The sequence below is a fragment of the Winogradskyella maritima genome, from assembly GCF_042650215.1.
In the GTDB taxonomy this organism is placed as follows: domain Bacteria; phylum Bacteroidota; class Bacteroidia; order Flavobacteriales; family Flavobacteriaceae; genus Winogradskyella; species Winogradskyella maritima.
In genome coordinates, this window is sequence record NZ_JBHSAT010000004.1 from 1186841 (window position 1) to 1204081 (window position 17241).

The 17241-nt window shown below is 39.9% G+C and carries 15 protein-coding genes; 14 read left to right on the forward strand and 1 reads right to left on the reverse strand.

Going from position 1 to position 17241, the window contains the following annotated elements; all coding sequences use genetic code 11:
• Positions 1–56: 56 nt before the first annotated feature.
• On the reverse strand, positions 57–821 hold the full coding sequence (locus ACFOSX_RS06405) for an alpha/beta fold hydrolase (RefSeq protein ID WP_386098167.1): 765 nt from the start codon (positions 819–821) through the stop codon (positions 57–59).
• A gap of 271 nt (positions 822–1092) precedes the next feature.
• Here ACFOSX_RS06405 and mraZ point away from each other — a divergent pair, with 271 nt between their 5' ends.
• The 14 genes from mraZ to ACFOSX_RS06475 all read left to right on the forward strand — a co-directional run bounded on the left by mraZ (position 1093) and on the right by ACFOSX_RS06475 (position 17227).
• Complete coding sequence (gene mraZ / locus ACFOSX_RS06410; protein ID WP_386098169.1) at positions 1093–1563, forward strand: division/cell wall cluster transcriptional repressor MraZ; 471 nt, start codon at positions 1093–1095, stop codon at positions 1561–1563.
• A complete protein-coding gene (gene rsmH / locus ACFOSX_RS06415; protein WP_386098171.1) occupies positions 1538–2446 on the forward strand; it encodes a 16S rRNA (cytosine(1402)-N(4))-methyltransferase RsmH in 909 nt (302 codons plus the stop codon). Before mraZ ends, rsmH begins: the two co-directional genes overlap by 26 nt.
• A complete protein-coding gene (locus ACFOSX_RS06420) occupies positions 2443–2763 on the forward strand; it encodes an FtsL-like putative cell division protein (protein WP_386098173.1) in 321 nt (106 codons plus the stop codon). Before rsmH ends, ACFOSX_RS06420 begins: the two co-directional genes overlap by 4 nt.
• 54 nt (positions 2764–2817) lie before the next feature.
• Entirely contained in the window at positions 2818–4776 is a 1959-nt protein-coding gene (locus tag ACFOSX_RS06425) for a penicillin-binding protein (RefSeq protein WP_386100244.1), read from the forward strand.
• The gene (locus ACFOSX_RS06430) at positions 4773–6236 is read left to right on the forward strand and encodes a UDP-N-acetylmuramoyl-L-alanyl-D-glutamate--2,6-diaminopimelate ligase (protein ID WP_386098175.1); all 1464 of its coding nucleotides are present in this window, start codon (positions 4773–4775) and stop codon (positions 6234–6236) included. The genes ACFOSX_RS06425 and ACFOSX_RS06430 overlap by 4 nt, the downstream gene beginning before the upstream one ends.
• A 71-nt stretch (positions 6237–6307) precedes the next feature.
• Positions 6308–7549, forward strand: coding sequence for a phospho-N-acetylmuramoyl-pentapeptide-transferase (mraY, locus tag ACFOSX_RS06435; RefSeq protein WP_386098177.1), 1242 nt, complete (start codon positions 6308–6310; stop codon positions 7547–7549).
• Positions 7550–8881: a UDP-N-acetylmuramoyl-L-alanine--D-glutamate ligase gene (gene murD / locus ACFOSX_RS06440; RefSeq protein WP_386098179.1), complete on the forward strand. Its 1332-nt coding sequence runs from the start codon at positions 7550–7552 to the stop codon at positions 8879–8881. It abuts the gene before it with no gap.
• Between the two features lie 11 nt (positions 8882–8892).
• Positions 8893–10083 (forward strand): FtsW/RodA/SpoVE family cell cycle protein, encoded by a 1191-nt coding sequence (locus ACFOSX_RS06445; protein ID WP_386098181.1) that lies wholly within the window; start codon positions 8893–8895, stop codon positions 10081–10083.
• Positions 10080–11189 carry an undecaprenyldiphospho-muramoylpentapeptide beta-N-acetylglucosaminyltransferase gene (murG, locus tag ACFOSX_RS06450; RefSeq protein ID WP_386098183.1) on the forward strand — a complete coding sequence of 370 codons (1110 nt, stop codon included), beginning with the start codon at positions 10080–10082 and terminating at the stop codon, positions 11187–11189. Before ACFOSX_RS06445 ends, murG begins: the two co-directional genes overlap by 4 nt.
• Complete coding sequence (gene murC / locus ACFOSX_RS06455) at positions 11186–12535, forward strand: UDP-N-acetylmuramate--L-alanine ligase (RefSeq protein ID WP_386098185.1); 1350 nt, start codon at positions 11186–11188, stop codon at positions 12533–12535. The genes murG and murC overlap by 4 nt, the downstream gene beginning before the upstream one ends.
• Complete coding sequence (locus tag ACFOSX_RS06460) at positions 12525–13244, forward strand: cell division protein FtsQ/DivIB (RefSeq protein ID WP_386098187.1); 720 nt, start codon at positions 12525–12527, stop codon at positions 13242–13244. Before murC ends, ACFOSX_RS06460 begins: the two co-directional genes overlap by 11 nt.
• A 3-nt stretch (positions 13245–13247) precedes the next feature.
• Positions 13248–14579, forward strand: coding sequence for a cell division protein FtsA (ftsA, locus tag ACFOSX_RS06465; protein WP_386098189.1), 1332 nt, complete (start codon positions 13248–13250; stop codon positions 14577–14579).
• Positions 14580–14632: 53 nt separating this feature from the next.
• Positions 14633–16543 carry a cell division protein FtsZ gene (ftsZ, locus tag ACFOSX_RS06470; RefSeq protein WP_386098191.1) on the forward strand — a complete coding sequence of 637 codons (1911 nt, stop codon included), beginning with the start codon at positions 14633–14635 and terminating at the stop codon, positions 16541–16543.
• A 231-nt stretch (positions 16544–16774) separates the two neighbouring features.
• The gene (locus ACFOSX_RS06475; protein ID WP_386098193.1) at positions 16775–17227 is read left to right on the forward strand and encodes a GatB/YqeY domain-containing protein; all 453 of its coding nucleotides are present in this window, start codon (positions 16775–16777) and stop codon (positions 17225–17227) included.
• Positions 17228–17241 lie beyond the last annotated feature (14 nt).

The window sequence follows — 17241 nt, forward strand, 5'->3', positions numbered from 1 at the left end:
TATTTAAACTTCATTTAAGAATTTATTCCTCCCCTCGGGGAGGTGAGGAGGGGCTTTTAGTATCCCTTTTCCACCAACCACTTATGCAGAATTTCATTAAATTCTTCAGGATGTTCCATCATCGCGGCGTGTCCGCATTTATCAATCCAAAACAAGTCAGAATTTGGTAACAATTCATGGAATTCATCCGCCACTTCTGGAGGTGTTACCGTATCGTTTTTTCCCCAAATAATACAAGTTGGTGTTGCCATATTAGGTAAATCCTTAGCCATGTTATGACGGATGGCGCTTTTGGCAATCGCCAAGGTTTTAATTAGTTTATTGCGGTCATTTACGGTCTCATAAACTTCATCTACTATTTCCTTGGTCGCCACCTCAGGATCATAAAATACCTCTTGGGCCTTTTTCTTGATAACCTCGTAATCACTACGCTTGGTATAACCGCCACCCATGGCACTTTCGTACAGTCCAGAACTTCCGGTTATGATGAGTGCTTTCACTTTTTCAGGATACATTTTGGTGTGATATAAACCAATATGGCCACCAAGGGAATTTCCGAGTAAAATGACCTCTTCAAACCCTTTAAAATCAATAAATTTTTTCAAGTAATTGGCAAAGGCTTTTACATTGGTCTTCAGTAAAGACATGCTGTAAATAGGCAATTCGGGAATCAAAACTTTATAGCCGTTTTCACTAAAGTGATTGGTCACGGCATCAAAATTACTAAGACCTCCCATTAATCCGTGAAGGACTATGATTGGTGTGCCTTCTCCTACTTCAATATATCTAAAATCCTTTTCTTCTTTTAAAAGGTGTGCCATGCAATAGTTAGTCGTTAGTTAAAAACAAATATAACTAAATCCGATTTAAAACAAGGACGCTGTTAAAATCAATCTTGACGGAATTCCAACAATTCCAACACGTCAAAATCCTAGTAATAGAAAGTGGTTCCACAATATGCTCTCACCGAGCTAAAGTGACTTTTTATCGAAAACGAAAGAACTTATCAACAAATGTGGTAAAAAGTGGTAAAATGTGGGTAATTTTTCAATATATTTGAATTTATATCGTTCGACAACTAAATCAATCACATTGAATTCATTCATAGGAACATACGAAGTGAAAGCGGATGCCAAAGGGCGTTTGATGCTTCCTGCTGTCTTGAAAAAGCAGATGTCTTCGGTAGTGGATAAAGGCTTTGTGATTAAGCGAGCGGTCTTTCAACCCTGCTTGGAGCTCTACCCGATGGAGCAGTGGCAGTTGTTGATGAATAAGGTAAATAAGCTCAATCGATTCAATAAAAAGAACGATGCTTTCATTAGAAGATTTACGGCTGGTGTAAAAGTGGTTGAGGTTGACAATGCAGGGCGATTACTCATTCCAAAAGATTTATTGGCGTTCTCAGGCATCAGCAAACAAACAGTATTGGCTTCTGCGGTGAACATCATTGAAATCTGGGATAAAGACCGCTACGAAAAAGCGATTGATGATGCCTCTGGCGATTTCGCAGACTTGGCTGAAGAAGTAATGGGACAAGATGATGGTGACGATGGAATATCATAATGCAGTATTACTGAACGAAACGGTTAATGGTTTGGCAATAAAGCCCAACGGAACTTATGTCGACGTCACTTTCGGTGGTGGAGGGCACAGTCGTGAAATATTAAATCGCCTTGGCCCGGACGGAAAACTTTTTGCATTTGACCAAGACAAAGATGCGCTTGAAAATAAAATTGAAGACGACCGATTTACTTTGATAAACGAAAATTTTAGATACATCAAACGTTTTTTGCGCTTCTACGGCGTAAAGGAAGTCGATGGTGTCCTGGCAGATTTCGGTGTCTCTTCTCATCAGTTTGATGTAGCAGAACGCGGTTTCTCTACTCGCTTTGAAGCCGACTTGGATATGCGCATGAATCAAGATAATAAAGTTTCTGCCTACGAGGTCGTCAATCATTATTCCGAAGAGGATTTGAGAGATGTCTTATTGCAATACGGCGAGTTGCGCCAGGCGCCAGCCATGGCTCGAGATATTGTTCACGCTCGCACTCAAGAGCCGATAAAAACATCAAATCAGTTAAAGACGGTTTTAAAGCGCTTTTTACAACATAAAAAAGAAAACAAAGTGTTGGCTCAGATTTATCAGGCCATCCGTATTGAAGTCAACCAAGAAATTCAGGTGTTAAAAGAACTATTGCTTCAAATGCCAGAAGTCTTAAAAGTAGGAGGGCGATTGAGTTTTATATCGTATCACTCTTTGGAAGACCGATTGGTAAAACGCTTTATCAGAAACGGTTTGTTTGAAGGCGAGCCAGAGCGAGACATGTTCGGGAACTTTGAGGTGCCATTGAAAAAAGTAGGACCACTGATTGTACCGTCACAAATTGAAATAAAAGAAAATAGTAGAGCGCGAAGTGCAAAGCTTCGGATTGCTGAGAAACTATGAAAAAAAACATCTACAGCATACTCAGGGGGACTTTTCTAATCAGTGATGATTCGTTTAAAAATTGGCGTGTCATCATTTTTATTTCTGGTTTGGCAATCATCATGATTGCTAGTGCCCACAGTGCGGATAAGAAGGTTTATGAGATTGCAAGATTAAATAATGAGGTAAAGGAATTAAGGTCTGCCTTTGTAGATGGGCGCAGAATCTTAATGCGATTAAAAATGGAATCCACCATTACATCAAAAGTTGAAGATAAGGGTTTGGCCATTTCAGAAGAGCCACCGCAAAAAATAATAATTAAATCAGAAGACCAATAATTGGCAACAACTGAAACTCACATATTGAATAAATTGTACTTCGTTGCAGGTTGCATGTTTGTCTTTGCCTTGGCGGTAATTTTTAAGCTGTGTACTATTCAGTTTGTGGATGGGGACAAGTATCGCGCCATGGCACAAAAGCGTACCGTTAAAGAATGGGAGATTCCAGCAAATCGGGGTAATGTCTATTCTGCAGATGGTAGTTTGTTGGCAACCTCTATTCCTAAGTATGATATTCGTATCGATGCCATTCAGCCTTCAAATTCTACGTTCGAAGAGTTGGTCAATCCATTGGCAGATTCCCTATCAAAATACACGGGGAAATCAGTAAATTATCACGAGCAAAGTCTTCGCAAAGCCCGAAAGAGTAAAAACCGCTATTTCTTATTGGCTAGAAACATCAGCTACTCCGACTACATAAGATTCAGAAACTTTCCCATGCTCGAAAAAGGGGCAATTAAAGGTGGTCTCATTGTGGAGCAAACCACAAGACGTGAGCATCCTATGGGCGGTATTGCTGAACGTGCCATTGGTTACGAAAAGCAAGACGATAGTGGGTATTGGACACGTGTTGGCATCGACGGCGCTTACGGACAGGACTATTTAAGAGGCAAAAATGGTAAGCGTTTAAAGCAAAAAATTGGTAACGGCCAGTGGAAACCTGTTAGGGATGCCAATGAGGTAGAGCCAAAGGATGGTTTCGATATTTATACCACAATAGATGTCAATATTCAGGATATCGCTCATCATTCCTTATTGGGTCAATTGGAATTGTATGAAGCTGAGCATGGTTGCGCAGTGGTTATGGATGTGAAAACGGGTGAAATCAAAGCCATTTCAAACTTAGGTCGAAATAAAGAAGGGAAATATTACGAACGTCTTAATTACGCAGTAGGTGAAAGTCATGAGCCGGGTTCAACGTTTAAGGTTATGGCTATGATGGCCGCTTTAGAGGATAAAGTCATTGACACCTCTACGGTAGTCGATACCAAGAATGGGCGTAAAATGTTTTATGGTCGTCCTATAAATGATTCCGGTGCGGGTCATGGCGAAATTTCTGCCGCCAAGGCTTTAGAAGTTTCTAGTAATATTGGTTTGGCAACCATTGTAGATGACCATTATTCCAAGAATCCTAAGAAATTTTTATCACGTTTATCCAAATGGCGCTTAGACCAGAAATTGGGTGTGGAAATCATCGGAGAAGGCGAACCTGTCATTCCAAAGCCAGGAGACAGAATATGGAGTAGAAATGCTCTGCCATCTATGGCTTACGGTTATAACATGCAGTTGACACCACTACAAACTTTGGCTTTTTATAATGCCATTGCCAATGATGGCGAGTTGATAAAACCACGATTCTTACGCGCTGTGAAGGAGTTTGACCGCATCGAAGAAAAGTTCGAAAAAGAAGTACTAGTCAAAAAAATATGCTCTGATAAAACATTGCTTGAAATCAGGGATATTCTTAAAAACATTGTCATTCGTGGTACTGGAAAACGCATGTATTCCCCAACATTTTCAATGGCCGGAAAAACAGGAACAGCAAGAACGGACTATGCCAATTATGAAGAATGGCGCAAAGACCGAAAATATGTATCGTCGTTTGCAGGTTACTTTCCGGCGGAAAATCCAAAATATTCATGCATTGTGGTCATTCACAAGCCAAGTACTAAAGTTGGCTACTATGGTGCGGATGTTTCTGGCCCAGTTTTCAAGCGTATTGCCCAAAAAATTTATACAGACACACCGCTCATCGACGAGTTGAATTCCCTCGAAGTCAAAAACGCCAATGTGGAATCCAATTTTGAAGCCTATAATAACCTTTCAAACACCTATAAAACCATTATGCCGAACGTCGTTGGCTTACCGGCTATGGATGCTGTGGCCATGCTTGAAAATATGGAAGTAAATGTTAAGGTGAAACTGAATGGCTCGGGAACGATTAAAAAGCAATCCATTGCCAAGGACATAAAATTAAAAGCTAACCAAACCATTGTTTTAGACGCCTCGTGAAAGCATTAAAAGACATATTGTACAAGGTTAGTATGAACGCTGTCTCGGGAGATACGGGAATTTCTATTTCGAATATTCAATTCGATTCGAGAAAAGTAGAAAATGATGATGTGTTTGTCGCTATTTCTGGTACCCAAGTGGATGGTCATAACTACATTTTTAAGGCCATCAAACTCGGGGCAAAAGCCATTGTTTGCGAAAATTTACCTGAAGACTTAGCTAACGGAATCACTTATATCCAAGTAGTAAATAGCAACGAGGCTTTGGCTTACATGGCATCAAATTATTACGGAAATCCATCTGAAAATTTAAAGTTGGTAGGTGTTACGGGGACCAACGGGAAAACCACAGTAACATCACTACTCTACAGATTATTTAAGGAAGCGGGCTATAAAGTCGGATTGCTATCTACCGTAAAAATCATGGTAAATAATCAAACCTACAATGCTACGCATACAACGCCCGATTCTTTGACGATAAATTCCTATCTGAATGAAATGAGCGATGAAGGCGTGGAGTTCTGTTTTATGGAAGTGAGTTCGCACGGGATTCATCAAAGTCGTACCCACGGATTGACCTTTGCTGGTGGCATTTTTACCAATTTATCCCATGACCATCTTGATTATCACAACACGTTCGCTGAGTACCGCGATGTTAAAAAACAATTTTTTGACGGACTCGGTAAAGAGGCCTTCGCTTTAGTGAATATTGATGATAAAAATGGCTTGGTGATGCTTCAGAACACCGATGCTAAAAAATACACCTACGCCTTAAAAACCTATGCAGATTACAGGGCGCAAATCATGGAAAATCAATTCAGTGGTTTGCTGTTGAAGTTGAATGGGAATGAATTATGGTCAAAGTTAATAGGAAATTTTAACGCCTATAATTTACTGGCCATTTATGCGACTTCGGAATTATTAGGTCTAGACAATCATGAAAGTCTTCGATTGATTAGTCAGCTCGAAAGTGTCAGCGGACGTTTTGAATACCTAGTATCGGACGAAAAAATCACGGCAATTGTGGATTATGCCCATACGCCAGACGCATTGAAAAATGTTTTGGAAACCATCAACTCTATCCGTACCAAAAATGAAGATTTAATAACCGTAGTAGGTTGTGGCGGTGATAGAGATACTACCAAGCGACCAAAAATGGGACATATCGCTTCGGCCTTAAGTACCAAAGTGATTTTTACAAGCGATAATCCAAGAACAGAAGACCCTGCTAAAATCATTGAGGATATTGAAGCAGGTGTGGAACCTCAGAATTTTAAGAAAACCCTTTCTATAGAAAATAGGGACCAAGCGATAAAGACAGCCTGCCAGATGGCCAGCGCTAATGATATCATTTTAATTGCTGGAAAAGGCCACGAAACCTATCAAGAGATAAATGGAGTCCGTATTGATTTTGATGATTTTGAAATCGTACAGAAATATTTAAAACAGTTGCAAAAGTAAAGTATGAAATCAAGCTGTCATGTTGAGCGCAGTCGAAATGTAAGCTTGAATCAATAAAGTTGAATTAATATATGTTGTATTACCTCTTTGAATATTTAGAACAAGAGTTCCAGTTCCCTGGAGCCTCACTTTTTGGGTTTACCACCTTCAGGGCGGCTGTGGCTATCATTCTGTCTCTATTGATTTCGGTGGTTTTTGGTAAGCGTATTATAAAATTCTTACAAAAGAAACAAGTTGGAGAAACCATCCGTGATTTAGGTTTGGAAGGCCAAGTGGAAAAAGCAGGGACACCAACTATGGGTGGTATTATTATCATCATGGCGACTGTTATTCCTGTGTTGTTGGTCGCTAAGCTTGAAAATATTTATGTCATTCTTCTACTCATCACTACTGTGTGGATGGGTACCATTGGGTTCATAGACGATTATATAAAAAAGTTTAAAAACGATAAAGAAGGTTTAAAAGGACGCTTTAAAATTTTGGGTCAAGTCGGATTGGGCATCATCGTCGGAGCGACGCTTTATTTCAATAATGATGTGACCATGCGAGAAAAACTGCCTGAAGCGCAGCAACAAATCTTACTTGAAGAAAACCCGCGAATTGAAGCCGGTAAGCTTTTCGAAAAGGAAGAGAAATCTCTAAAAACCACGATACCTTTTGTGAAGAACAATGAGTTCGATTATGAAAATTTAGTGACTTGGATTAGCCCAAGCTTAAAACCCTATGCTTGGATAGTATTTATTCTTGTGGTCATATTTATCATAACTGCCGTGTCCAACGGAGCCAATCTTACGGATGGTATTGATGGGCTTGCCGCTGGTTCTTCAGCCATTATTGTGTTGACGCTCGGCATTTTTGCTTTCGTTTCGGGAAATATCATTTTTTCGGAGTACCTCAATATTATGTTCATTCCTCGGGTTGAGGAAATTACTATATACATCGCAGCTTTTGTAGGAGCATTGGTCGGTTTTCTCTGGTACAATACCTATCCGGCACAAGTCTTTATGGGCGACACGGGAAGTTTAACCATTGGAGGCATTATCGCAGTAATTGCTATAGCTGTTCGTAAGGAATGGTTGATTCCGGTATTATGCGGCATTTTCTTGGCAGAGAATCTATCGGTGGTACTGCAGGTGAGTTATTTCAAATACACACGAAAAAAATATGGAGAAGGCCGACGCATTTTCAAAATGTCGCCATTGCATCACCATTATCAAAAATTAGGCTATCACGAAAGTAAAATAGTCACACGGTTCTGGATTGTAGGGATTTTTCTTGCCATTCTAGCTATCGTGACATTGAAGATTAGATAAATGAAAAGGCTTGTTGTATTAGGTGGTGGAGAGAGTGGTGCAGGTACGGCATTACTAGGGCAAGCAAAAGGATTTGAGGTTTTTGTTTCGGACAAAGGGAAAGTCAAACCAAAGTACAAGGACGTTCTTATACATCATGGAATAGATTGGGAGGAAGAGCAACATACCGAGGCTTTAATTCTGAATGCCGACTTGGTCATGAAAAGCCCTGGCATTCCAGATTCGGTACCATTGGTAAAAGCTTTGGTAGAAAAAGGTGTTGAGGTGATTTCTGAAATAGAATTTGCGTCACGATATACCGAGGCAACTTTAGTCGGAATTACCGGAAGCAACGGTAAAACCACCACAGCCTCATTGACACACCATTTGTTGAAGAACGAATTGAATGTCGGCCTAGCAGGCAACATCGGCGATAGTTTTGCAAAGCAAATTTTAGAAGATGATTTCGAAAATTACGTCTTAGAAATCAGCAGTTTTCAACTCGATGGGATAACAGACTTTCGACCGCATATTGCTGTCTTGACCAATATCACGCCAGACCATTTGGATAGATACGATTACAAGTTTGAAAATTATATCGCTTCAAAATTCAGAATTGTAGAAAATCAGACCAAAGATGATTATTTCATCTACGATGCGGATGACCCTGTAATCGCCGAATGGCTTTCAAACCATAGCATCCAATCTAGACCATTGCCATTTTCATTGACAAAAACCATTGATAATGGTGCGTATGCAACACAAAACGAAATAATAGTAACAATAGATAACAACCAGATAATTATGCCAATAAAAAAACTTGCCTTAGACGGCAAACACAATGTAAAAAATGCCATGGCGGCTTCGACCGTGGCGCACCTATTAAAAATTAGGAAGCAGACCATTAGAGAGAGTTTAGAAAACTTTCAAGGTGTGGAGCATCGTTTGGAAAATGTACTTCGAATTAATAAAGTACAGTACATCAACGATTCTAAAGCCACAAACGTTAATGCCACCTATTTCGCATTAGAAAGTATGGAAAGTCCAACCATTTGGATTGTCGGGGGTCAAGATAAGGGCAATGACTATAAAGAGTTATTTCCATTCATAAACGAAAAAGTAAAAGCTATTATTTGTCTTGGAGTCGACAACGAAAAGTTGATGGCTACTTTCGGGAATATGGTCGATATTATTGTAGAAACACAATATATGAGTGAGGCCGTAAAAGTGGCTTATAAGGTTGCTGAAGCAGGTGATAATGTACTGTTGTCTCCAGCTTGTGCGAGCTTCGATTTGTTTGAAAATTATGAAGACCGTGGTCGTCAGTTTAAAGAGTGTGTAAGAAGTTTATAGAATAAGCTAAAGTGGAATTGTTTAAACAAATAAAGGGGGATAGGTTAATTTGGGCGATAGTAGCATTACTAGCTATTTTCTCGTTTTTACCTGTGTACTCGGCGGCTAGTAATTTGGCATATACCGGCGGAGCAGGGAACACCTTCACTTATTTTGTAAAACACTTTATGCACTTGGCCTTGGGTTTCTCCATTATGTATATGGTGCATCGTATTCCGTATCGCTATTTTAGGGGTTTATCGATGGTGATGTTACCCATCGTTTTTGTATTACTCATTGTTACATTTTTGCAAGGCACAACTATCGACGGGGCTAACGCTAGTCGCTGGATTCGTATTCCCATAGTAAACATGTCTTTTCAAACCTCTACTTTGGCATCGGTAGTATTAATGGTCTATGTAGCACGTTATCTCTCAAAAATTAAAGACAAAACCATCGCCTTTAAGGAAACCATCTTACCGCTTTGGGTGCCAGTTTTCTTAATTCTCGCATTGATTCTTCCAGCAAACTTTTCAACTACGGCTATCATTTTTGTAATGGTCATGATGCTGGCTTTTATAGGAGGTTACCCCATTCGATATTTATTGGTTATCGTTGGAATGGGAATTGGAGCCCTGGTGCTTTTCATTCTGGTGGCAAAGTCATTTCCAGAAGCCATGCCCAATCGTGTGGATACGTGGATGAGCCGGATAGAAAATTTCACCAACGGAGAAGACACAGAAGAAGATTATCAAATTGAATTAGCTAAAATCGCCATCGCATCGGGAGGCGTTACTGGGGCAGGACCTGGGAAATCCATGCAAAAAAATGTGTTACCTCAGTCGTCTTCAGATTTCATATTTGCAATAATAATAGAGGAGTACGGATTGGTTGGAGGCTTGTTTTTACTAGTTATGTATTCTTGGTTGTTGTTTAGGTTGGTGATTGTCTCCCAAAAATCAGATACCATATTTGGAAAATTATTAGTGCTCGGTGTTGGGTTGCCAATCGTGTTTCAGGCCTTGATTAATATGGCTGTAGCTGTAGAACTGTTCCCCGTAACAGGACAAACCTTACCATTAATAAGTAGTGGTGGAACTTCTATTTGGATGACCTGCTTAGCTATTGGAATTATTTTGAGCGTGAGCGCCAAGCGCGAAGAACTAAAACAAAACGAATCTGAAGAGGAAAACCCTCTTGACATACTTTCTGAAACTATATGAGCAATCGTAAATCCACATATCGTTTCATTTTATCTGGAGGAGGAACTGGAGGACATATTTATCCAGCGATTGCCATTGCCAATGAATTGAAAGAGCGTCATCCAGATGCTGAATTTTTGTTTGTAGGCGCCAAAGACCGTATGGAAATGGAAAAAGTGCCTTTAGCAGGTTATAAGATTGAAGGCCTTTGGATTTCAGGCTTACAACGCAAATTGACGTTGAAGAATTTAATGTTTCCATTTAAGTTGATGTCTAGTTTATTCAAATCTCGAAAAATCATCAATCGGTTTCAACCAGACGTGGCTATTGGCACAGGTGGCTTTGCGAGTGGACCTTTGTTGCAGGTGGCAAATTCTAAAGGGATTCCGACATTGATACAAGAGCAGAATTCATATCCCGGGATAACTAACAAACTATTAAGCAAAAAAGCAAATAGCATTTGTGTGGCTTACGACGGTTTGGAAAAATTCTTCCCAAAGGAAAAACTGAAATTAACAGGAAACCCAATAAGAAAAGATTTATTGGATATTGAAGGTAAGTCCACAGCATCCAAAGTGGAATTCGGGTTGAACTACGACAAAAAAACCTTATTGATATTAGGTGGAAGTCTTGGTGCTCGACGTATTAATTCTTTTATAGAATCGAGATTGGATTTCTTCAAGGCCAACGACATACAATTGATTTGGCAATGCGGTAAGCTTTATTTTGAACAATACAAAAAGCACAGCGATTTAGAAAATGTACAAGTGCATGCTTTTTTAAATGAAATGGATACTGCCTATGCGGCGGCGGATATTATAATTTCTCGAGCCGGAGCTAGTTCGGTTTCGGAATTATGCGTGGTTGGTAAACCTGTGATTTTTATTCCATCGCCAAATGTAGCAGAAGACCATCAAACAAAAAACGCCAAAGCCATTGCCGATAAAAATGCGGCCATACTAATAAAAGAAAGTACACTTGAAACTGATTTTGATAAGGCTTTTGAACAATTGTTGCAATCTGAAGATATCCAAGAATCGCTCGGAAAAAACATCAAGGAATTGGCATTAGCCAATGCCACAACAACTATTGCGGATGAAGTTGAAAAACTATTGAATCGCAGATGAGAAGTATTCCAAAACATATTTTTTTCATTGGCATAGGCGGTATCGGTATGAGTGCGTTGGCGCGATATTTTGTTGCCAAGGGACATGGTGTTGCGGGTTATGATAAAACACCGAGTGAAATTACAGAGAGTCTTCAGGATTTAGGAGTTTCTGTTCATTTTGAAGATTCGGTTTCAAATATTCCTGAGGCGTTTAAAAATCATGAGCACACCTTAGTGGTTTACACACCAGCAATACCTGGAGACCATAAAGAACTGGCCTATTTCAGAACACAAGGATTTTCAGTCCTTAAGCGTTCCGAAGTTTTGGGTGAAGTGACCAAAGATAGTTTTTGTTTTGCGGTTGCAGGGACGCATGGTAAAACGACTACTACAAGTATTTTGGGTCATTTATTGAATGAAGTCGACACAAACGTCACGGCTTTTTTAGGTGGTGTTAGTGAAAATTATAATTCCAATTTAATCCTTAACGGAACTGACGTGACAGTCGTTGAAGCTGATGAATTCGACCGTTCGTTTTTAACGCTATCGCCTGATTACGCATGTATTACGTCTATGGATGCCGACCATTTAGATATCTATGGCGAGGCTTCAGAATTGGAAAAATCCTTTAGAGACTTTGCTTCAAAATTAAAGTCAAACGGAAAGTTATTCGTGAGAAAGGGTTTGCCAATTGAAGGTATAACTTACGGTATTGAAGACGATTCAGACTATACCGCACAAAATATAAGAATAAAGAATGGGTCTTACGTGTTCGATGTAAAAACACCGACGACGACCCTCAACAATTTTAAATTTGACCTACCTGGTAGACATAATTTGTCTAATGCATTAATAGCCTTGGCGATGTCTGTAGAATACGGCATCCCTCAGCCACAGCTCGCCAAAGCTTTAGCATCTTACAAAGGGGTCAAACGACGATTTACCTATCAGATAAAGTCGGACGATTTGGTGTTTATCGATGATTATGCCCATCATCCTGAAGAAATCAATGCCGTGCACCAAGCTGTGCGAGAAATGTATCCAAACGAAAAAGTATTGGTCATTTTTCAACCGCATCTATTCAGTAGAACACGAGATTTTGCGGACGACTTTGCAAAGGCGCTTTCAAACTTTGACGAGGTAGCTCTTTTGGATATTTATCCTGCTAGGGAATTACCGATTGAAGATGTGACTTCTGAATGGTTATTGGAAAAAATTCAAAATGACAATAAAAAATTGATTTCAAAGTCTGAAATCTTTCAAACCGTAAAAAATTCTTCAAAACGTATCATCATGACATTGGGTGCGGGCGACATAGGAGTTGAAGCGCAAAAATTAAAACAAGAATTGCAGTATGCGGGTTAATTGGGGATACATAAAGGTTGTGGTTCTGATGCTGTTGGTTGGGAGTTTGTATGCGTTTTCGAGCCATAGAAATTTAACCCGAAAAATAGCAACGCCCCAAGTTGAATTTTCAGGGTCGGATAACCTGTTTCTAACCCAAGAGAATGTTAGTAAATTGTTAATACAAAATCAAGCGGGGTCTTCCAACGCGCATAAAGAAATGATAGATTTGAATCAATTGGAAACTGCCCTAAATTCCAATCCGTTGATTAAAACCGCACAGGTCTTCAAGTCAGTAGACGGTGTGCTTACCGCTAAAATTGAACAAAAGCGACCAATTGCCAGAGTTCACACCAATGCCTCATATTATGTGGACGACGAGGGTTCCTACATGCCTTTGTCAGACAATTATTCGGCGCGAGTTCCATTGGTAACAGGTAAGGTTAGAAAAAATAGTTTGGAAGCCATTCAAAAAATGGCAACAGCTATAGATGAAGATGAATTTTTGAAACAGCATGTGACGGAAATCATCCAAAATGAAAAGGATGACATAAGTCTGAAAATGAGGACATATGATTTTGTGGTGGATTTGGGAAGTTTGAATATGCTACAAAAGAAAATCAACAATTTTAAAGCGTTTTATAAAAAGGCGCTGAAGGATAAAACACTAGACAATTACACGCGTGTAAACCTGAAGTTTGAAACCCAGGTCATTTGCACCAAAAAATAAGGGATGGAAAAGCAGAACATTTCAGTAGGATTAGACATCGGAACCACAAAAATTGTGGCAATGATTGGCCGTAAGAATGAGTATGGAAAGGTAGAGATATTGGGTGTCGGAAAATCCAAAAGCCTTGGTGTGCATCGTGGTGTGGTAAATAACATTACGCAGACCATCCAATCCATCCAACAAGCGGTACAAGAAGCTGAAGTCACGGCATCTGAAAAAATTGAAGATGTCACGGTAGGTATTGCCGGTCAGCACATTAGAAGTCTTCAGCATAGCGATTATATCACAAGAGCCAATTCTGAATTGGTCATCGATGAGGACGATATTGACCAGTTAATCAATCAAGTTCATAAGCTGGTGATGTTGCCAGGTGAGGAGATTATCCATGTTTTACCACAGGAATTTAAAGTGGACGGACAAGCTGAAATTAAAGAACCTATCGGGATGTATGGCGGTCGATTAGAAGCTAATTTTCATGTTGTTGTAGGCCAAGTATCGTCTATTAGAAATATTGGGCGCTGTGTTAAAAGTTCGGGATTAGAGTTGGAAGGCATCACTCTAGAGCCTTTGGCATCGGCAAATGCGGTACTGAGTCAAGAAGAGAAAGAAGCTGGTGTAGCGTTGATTGATATCGGTGGTGGTACTACGGATTTGGCGGTGTTCAAGGATGGCATCATAAGACATACAGCTGTGATTCCTTTTGGAGGGAACGTGATTACTGAAGATATTAAAGAAGGCTGTTCCATAATTGAGAAACAAGCAGAACTCTTAAAAATAAAGTTTGGTTCTGCATGGCCAGGCGAGAACAAGGATAACGAGATTGTATCTATTCCAGGATTGAGGGGCCGTGATCCAAAGGAAATCACGTTGAAAAACCTATCAAAGATTATCCATGCGAGAGTGGTGGAAATCATTGAGCAAGTCTATGTAGAAATTAAAAATTACGGTCACGAGGAGCAAAAGAAAAAACTCATCGGTGGTATTGTTTTAACGGGTGGTGGAAGCCAATTGAAACATTTAAAGCAATTGGTGGAATACATCACAGGGATGGATACCAGAATAGGCTATCCTAACGAGCATTTGGCGGGAGATAGTGATGATGATATTGCCAGTCCGTTGTATGCCACGGCTGTAGGGTTGGTCATGGACGGCTTAAAGCGTCAAGACCGAAAAGCAAGAGAGGCTCAAGAAGAACTACAGCTCGAAGAAGAGTCATACGACGACACGGAATCCGTTGAAGAAGAACAGGTATTGGAATCAGAACCAAAAGAGCGTAAATCCTTTTTGGATAAGCTTACTGAGCGTGTCAAAGATTTTTTAGACAACGCCGAATAAATAGTAGAAATAAGAAATAAAACAATAATAGAAAACCCCATAATTAAGTCAATATGAGCAACAACAATGAATTTGGGAATATTTCTTTCGATTTACCAAAGAACCAATCTAACGTCATCAAAGTTATTGGTGTCGGTGGTGGCGGAAGCAATGCTATAAATCATATGTTTCAACAAGGCATCAAAGGTGTAGATTTTGTTATCTGCAACACGGATGCGCAAGCCCTTCAAAATAGTGGCGTACCTAATAAAATTCAGTTGGGTGTGGCCTTAACTGAGGGACTTGGCGCTGGTGCAAACCCTGACGTAGGGGAGCAAGCGGCTGTTGAAAGTTTAGAGGATATCAAACGTATGTTAGACACCAATACCAAGATGATTTTCATCACGGCTGGTATGGGTGGTGGTACCGGAACGGGTGCGGCGCCGATTATTGCAAAAATGGCGCGTGAACTCGACATATTGACTGTAGGTATCGTAACAATGCCATTTCAGTTTGAAGGAAAAATGAGAAACCAACAAGCCCAAAAAGGGGTTGAGAATCTTCGTGCTCATGTAGATTCTTTGGTGGTTATCAATAATAACAAACTTCGTGAAGTCTATGGAAATCTTGGCTTTAAAGCCGGATTCTCAAAAGCTGACGAGGTATTGGCAACAGCGTCAAGAGGAATTGCTGAGGTCATCACACATCACTACACACAAAATATTGATTTACGTGATGCCAAAACCGTACTGAGCAATAGTGGTACAGCCATTATGGGTTCTGCAACGGCATCTGGCCAAACCAGAGCTAATGAGGCCATTATGAAAGCTTTGGATTCGCCATTGTTAAATGATAATAAAATCACGGGTGCCAAAAACGTATTGTTGCTTATCGTTTCTGGTTCGCAGGAAATTACCATTGATGAGATTGGAGAAATTAATGACCATATTCAAGATGAAGCGGGTCATGGTGCCAATATCATTATGGGTGTCGGTGAAGATGAGTCGCTTGAAGAATCCATCTCCGTAACCATCATCGCTACAGGGTTTGATGTCGACCAGCAAGATGAAATCTCTAATACGGAGATTAAAAAGGTGATTCACGCTCTCGAAGAAGATAAGACTGAATTCGCTCCTTCAGAGCATGAGCCTGCTATTATCACACCAGATATTGTATTGGAAGAAGAAAAGGAGAAGCCAATTGTGCATACTTTGATTGATGATGAGTTTGAAATTGAAACACCGACAAACGAATTGATTGAAACTACGGAAGCTATCAAAAATATCAATGTGATTTACGATGAGGTTTTAGACATTAAGCCTGTGACCAATGAAGATTTCATCATTACACCTGTGAGAGCTGAGCAAGAAGTTCAGGAAGAGCTAAGTAAAGATGAAGAGCAGATTACCTTATCTTTTGATTTGCCACTTTCAGAAATAAATACTCCTGAAGTTGAACAGCCAGAAGAGGATCAGAAGCCAATGCTGTTTCATTTGGATGATGAGGTCAGCGAAATAGATGTCACTGACCCAATTGAACTGATTTCTGTGACAGAGGTCAATGAAGAAGGTGAGAAGCGTTATGCATTAGAAGAGTTCTCTACTGAACAATCCTCTATAAATACGAGCACAGAGGCTGAAGTCCAGCAAGAGGTGGTATTTGAAAAGAAAGTGCTTCCAGCTGAAGTGAAGCCTGAAATTCAAGAGGAGGATATCGACCCAATGAATAGCCCTATTTCAGATATTTTAAAGGCTAGAGCAGACGAACGCCGTCGCATGATGAAAGACTTTAATTATAAGTTCAACAATGCTAAGATTGATGAAATTGAAAAAGAGCCGGCTTACAAAAGACAAGGTGTAAACTTAGAAGATGCTAAGCATTCTTCGGAGTCCACGGATGCCTCGCGTATGTCTGTAGGTACGGATGACAATAACGACATTCAGTTGAGAAGTAATAATTCCTTTTTACATGACAATGTCGATTAATAGCAGTGTTAATGGTTAAACACTTAAGAAACCTGAATTGTTCCCCAAGCAATTCGGGTTTTTTTAGCTAGACTCTGTTTTTAAAAGACGGAGTTGTATTTGGAAAAAGTTAGTTGGGCTCACCCCATTTGGACAGGATTTTTAATTTTGAAAGACCCATATTTTGAAGAAATAAGTCCATTAGGAACTCTTATAATTTATTATCTTCGCACTTCCTTAATACAAGATATTATGAGTTTGCAATCCAAATTAATGCCGGCAATGAAGACGGCTATGAAAAAGAAAGACCAAACGGCCTTGGCGGCGTTGCGAGCCATTAAATCTGAAATATTGATGGCTCAGACAGCGTCTGGTTCGCAATACGGATTGACGGAGGATGAAGAAATTAAGTTGTTGTCTAAATTAGTAAAACAACGAAAAGACAGTGCTACTATTTTTGCTGAGCAAAACAGGAATGACCTGGCTGAGCCAGAGTTAGCCCAAGCGGAAGTCATTTCGCAATTTTTACCAGAGCAATTGTCAGAAGAAGAAATTAGAACGATTGTTACTAACATCATTTCTCAAACTGGTGCGGAAGGTATGAAAGACATGGGCAAAGTGATGGGTATGGCCAACAAAGAAATGGCTGGGAAAGCTGACGGAAAAACGATTTCGACAATAGTCAAGGCACAGTTGATGTCTTAAATAAATACGGCCGC

Excerpts from the sequence above, each read along its gene's own strand:
- ACFOSX_RS06405 (WP_386098167.1), bottom strand. The coding sequence starts at position 821 with ATGGCACACCTTTTAAAAGAAGAAAAGGATTTTAGATATATTGAAGTA.
- rsmH (WP_386098171.1), top strand. The coding sequence starts at position 1,538 with ATGATGGTGACGATGGAATATCATAATGCAGTATTACTGAACGAAACG.
- ACFOSX_RS06420 (WP_386098173.1), top strand. The coding sequence starts at position 2,443 with ATGAAAAAAAACATCTACAGCATACTCAGGGGGACTTTTCTAATCAGT.
- ACFOSX_RS06425 (WP_386100244.1), top strand. The coding sequence starts at position 2,818 with ATGTTTGTCTTTGCCTTGGCGGTAATTTTTAAGCTGTGTACTATTCAG.
- mraY (WP_386098177.1), top strand. The coding sequence starts at position 6,308 with ATGTTGTATTACCTCTTTGAATATTTAGAACAAGAGTTCCAGTTCCCT.
- murD (WP_386098179.1), top strand. The coding sequence starts at position 7,550 with ATGAAAAGGCTTGTTGTATTAGGTGGTGGAGAGAGTGGTGCAGGTACG.
- murG (WP_386098183.1), top strand. The coding sequence starts at position 10,080 with ATGAGCAATCGTAAATCCACATATCGTTTCATTTTATCTGGAGGAGGA.
- murC (WP_386098185.1), top strand. The coding sequence starts at position 11,186 with ATGAGAAGTATTCCAAAACATATTTTTTTCATTGGCATAGGCGGTATC.
- ACFOSX_RS06460 (WP_386098187.1), top strand. The coding sequence starts at position 12,525 with ATGCGGGTTAATTGGGGATACATAAAGGTTGTGGTTCTGATGCTGTTG.
- ftsA (WP_386098189.1), top strand. The coding sequence starts at position 13,248 with ATGGAAAAGCAGAACATTTCAGTAGGATTAGACATCGGAACCACAAAA.
- ftsZ (WP_386098191.1), top strand. The coding sequence starts at position 14,633 with ATGAGCAACAACAATGAATTTGGGAATATTTCTTTCGATTTACCAAAG.
- ACFOSX_RS06475 (WP_386098193.1), top strand. The coding sequence starts at position 16,775 with ATGAGTTTGCAATCCAAATTAATGCCGGCAATGAAGACGGCTATGAAA.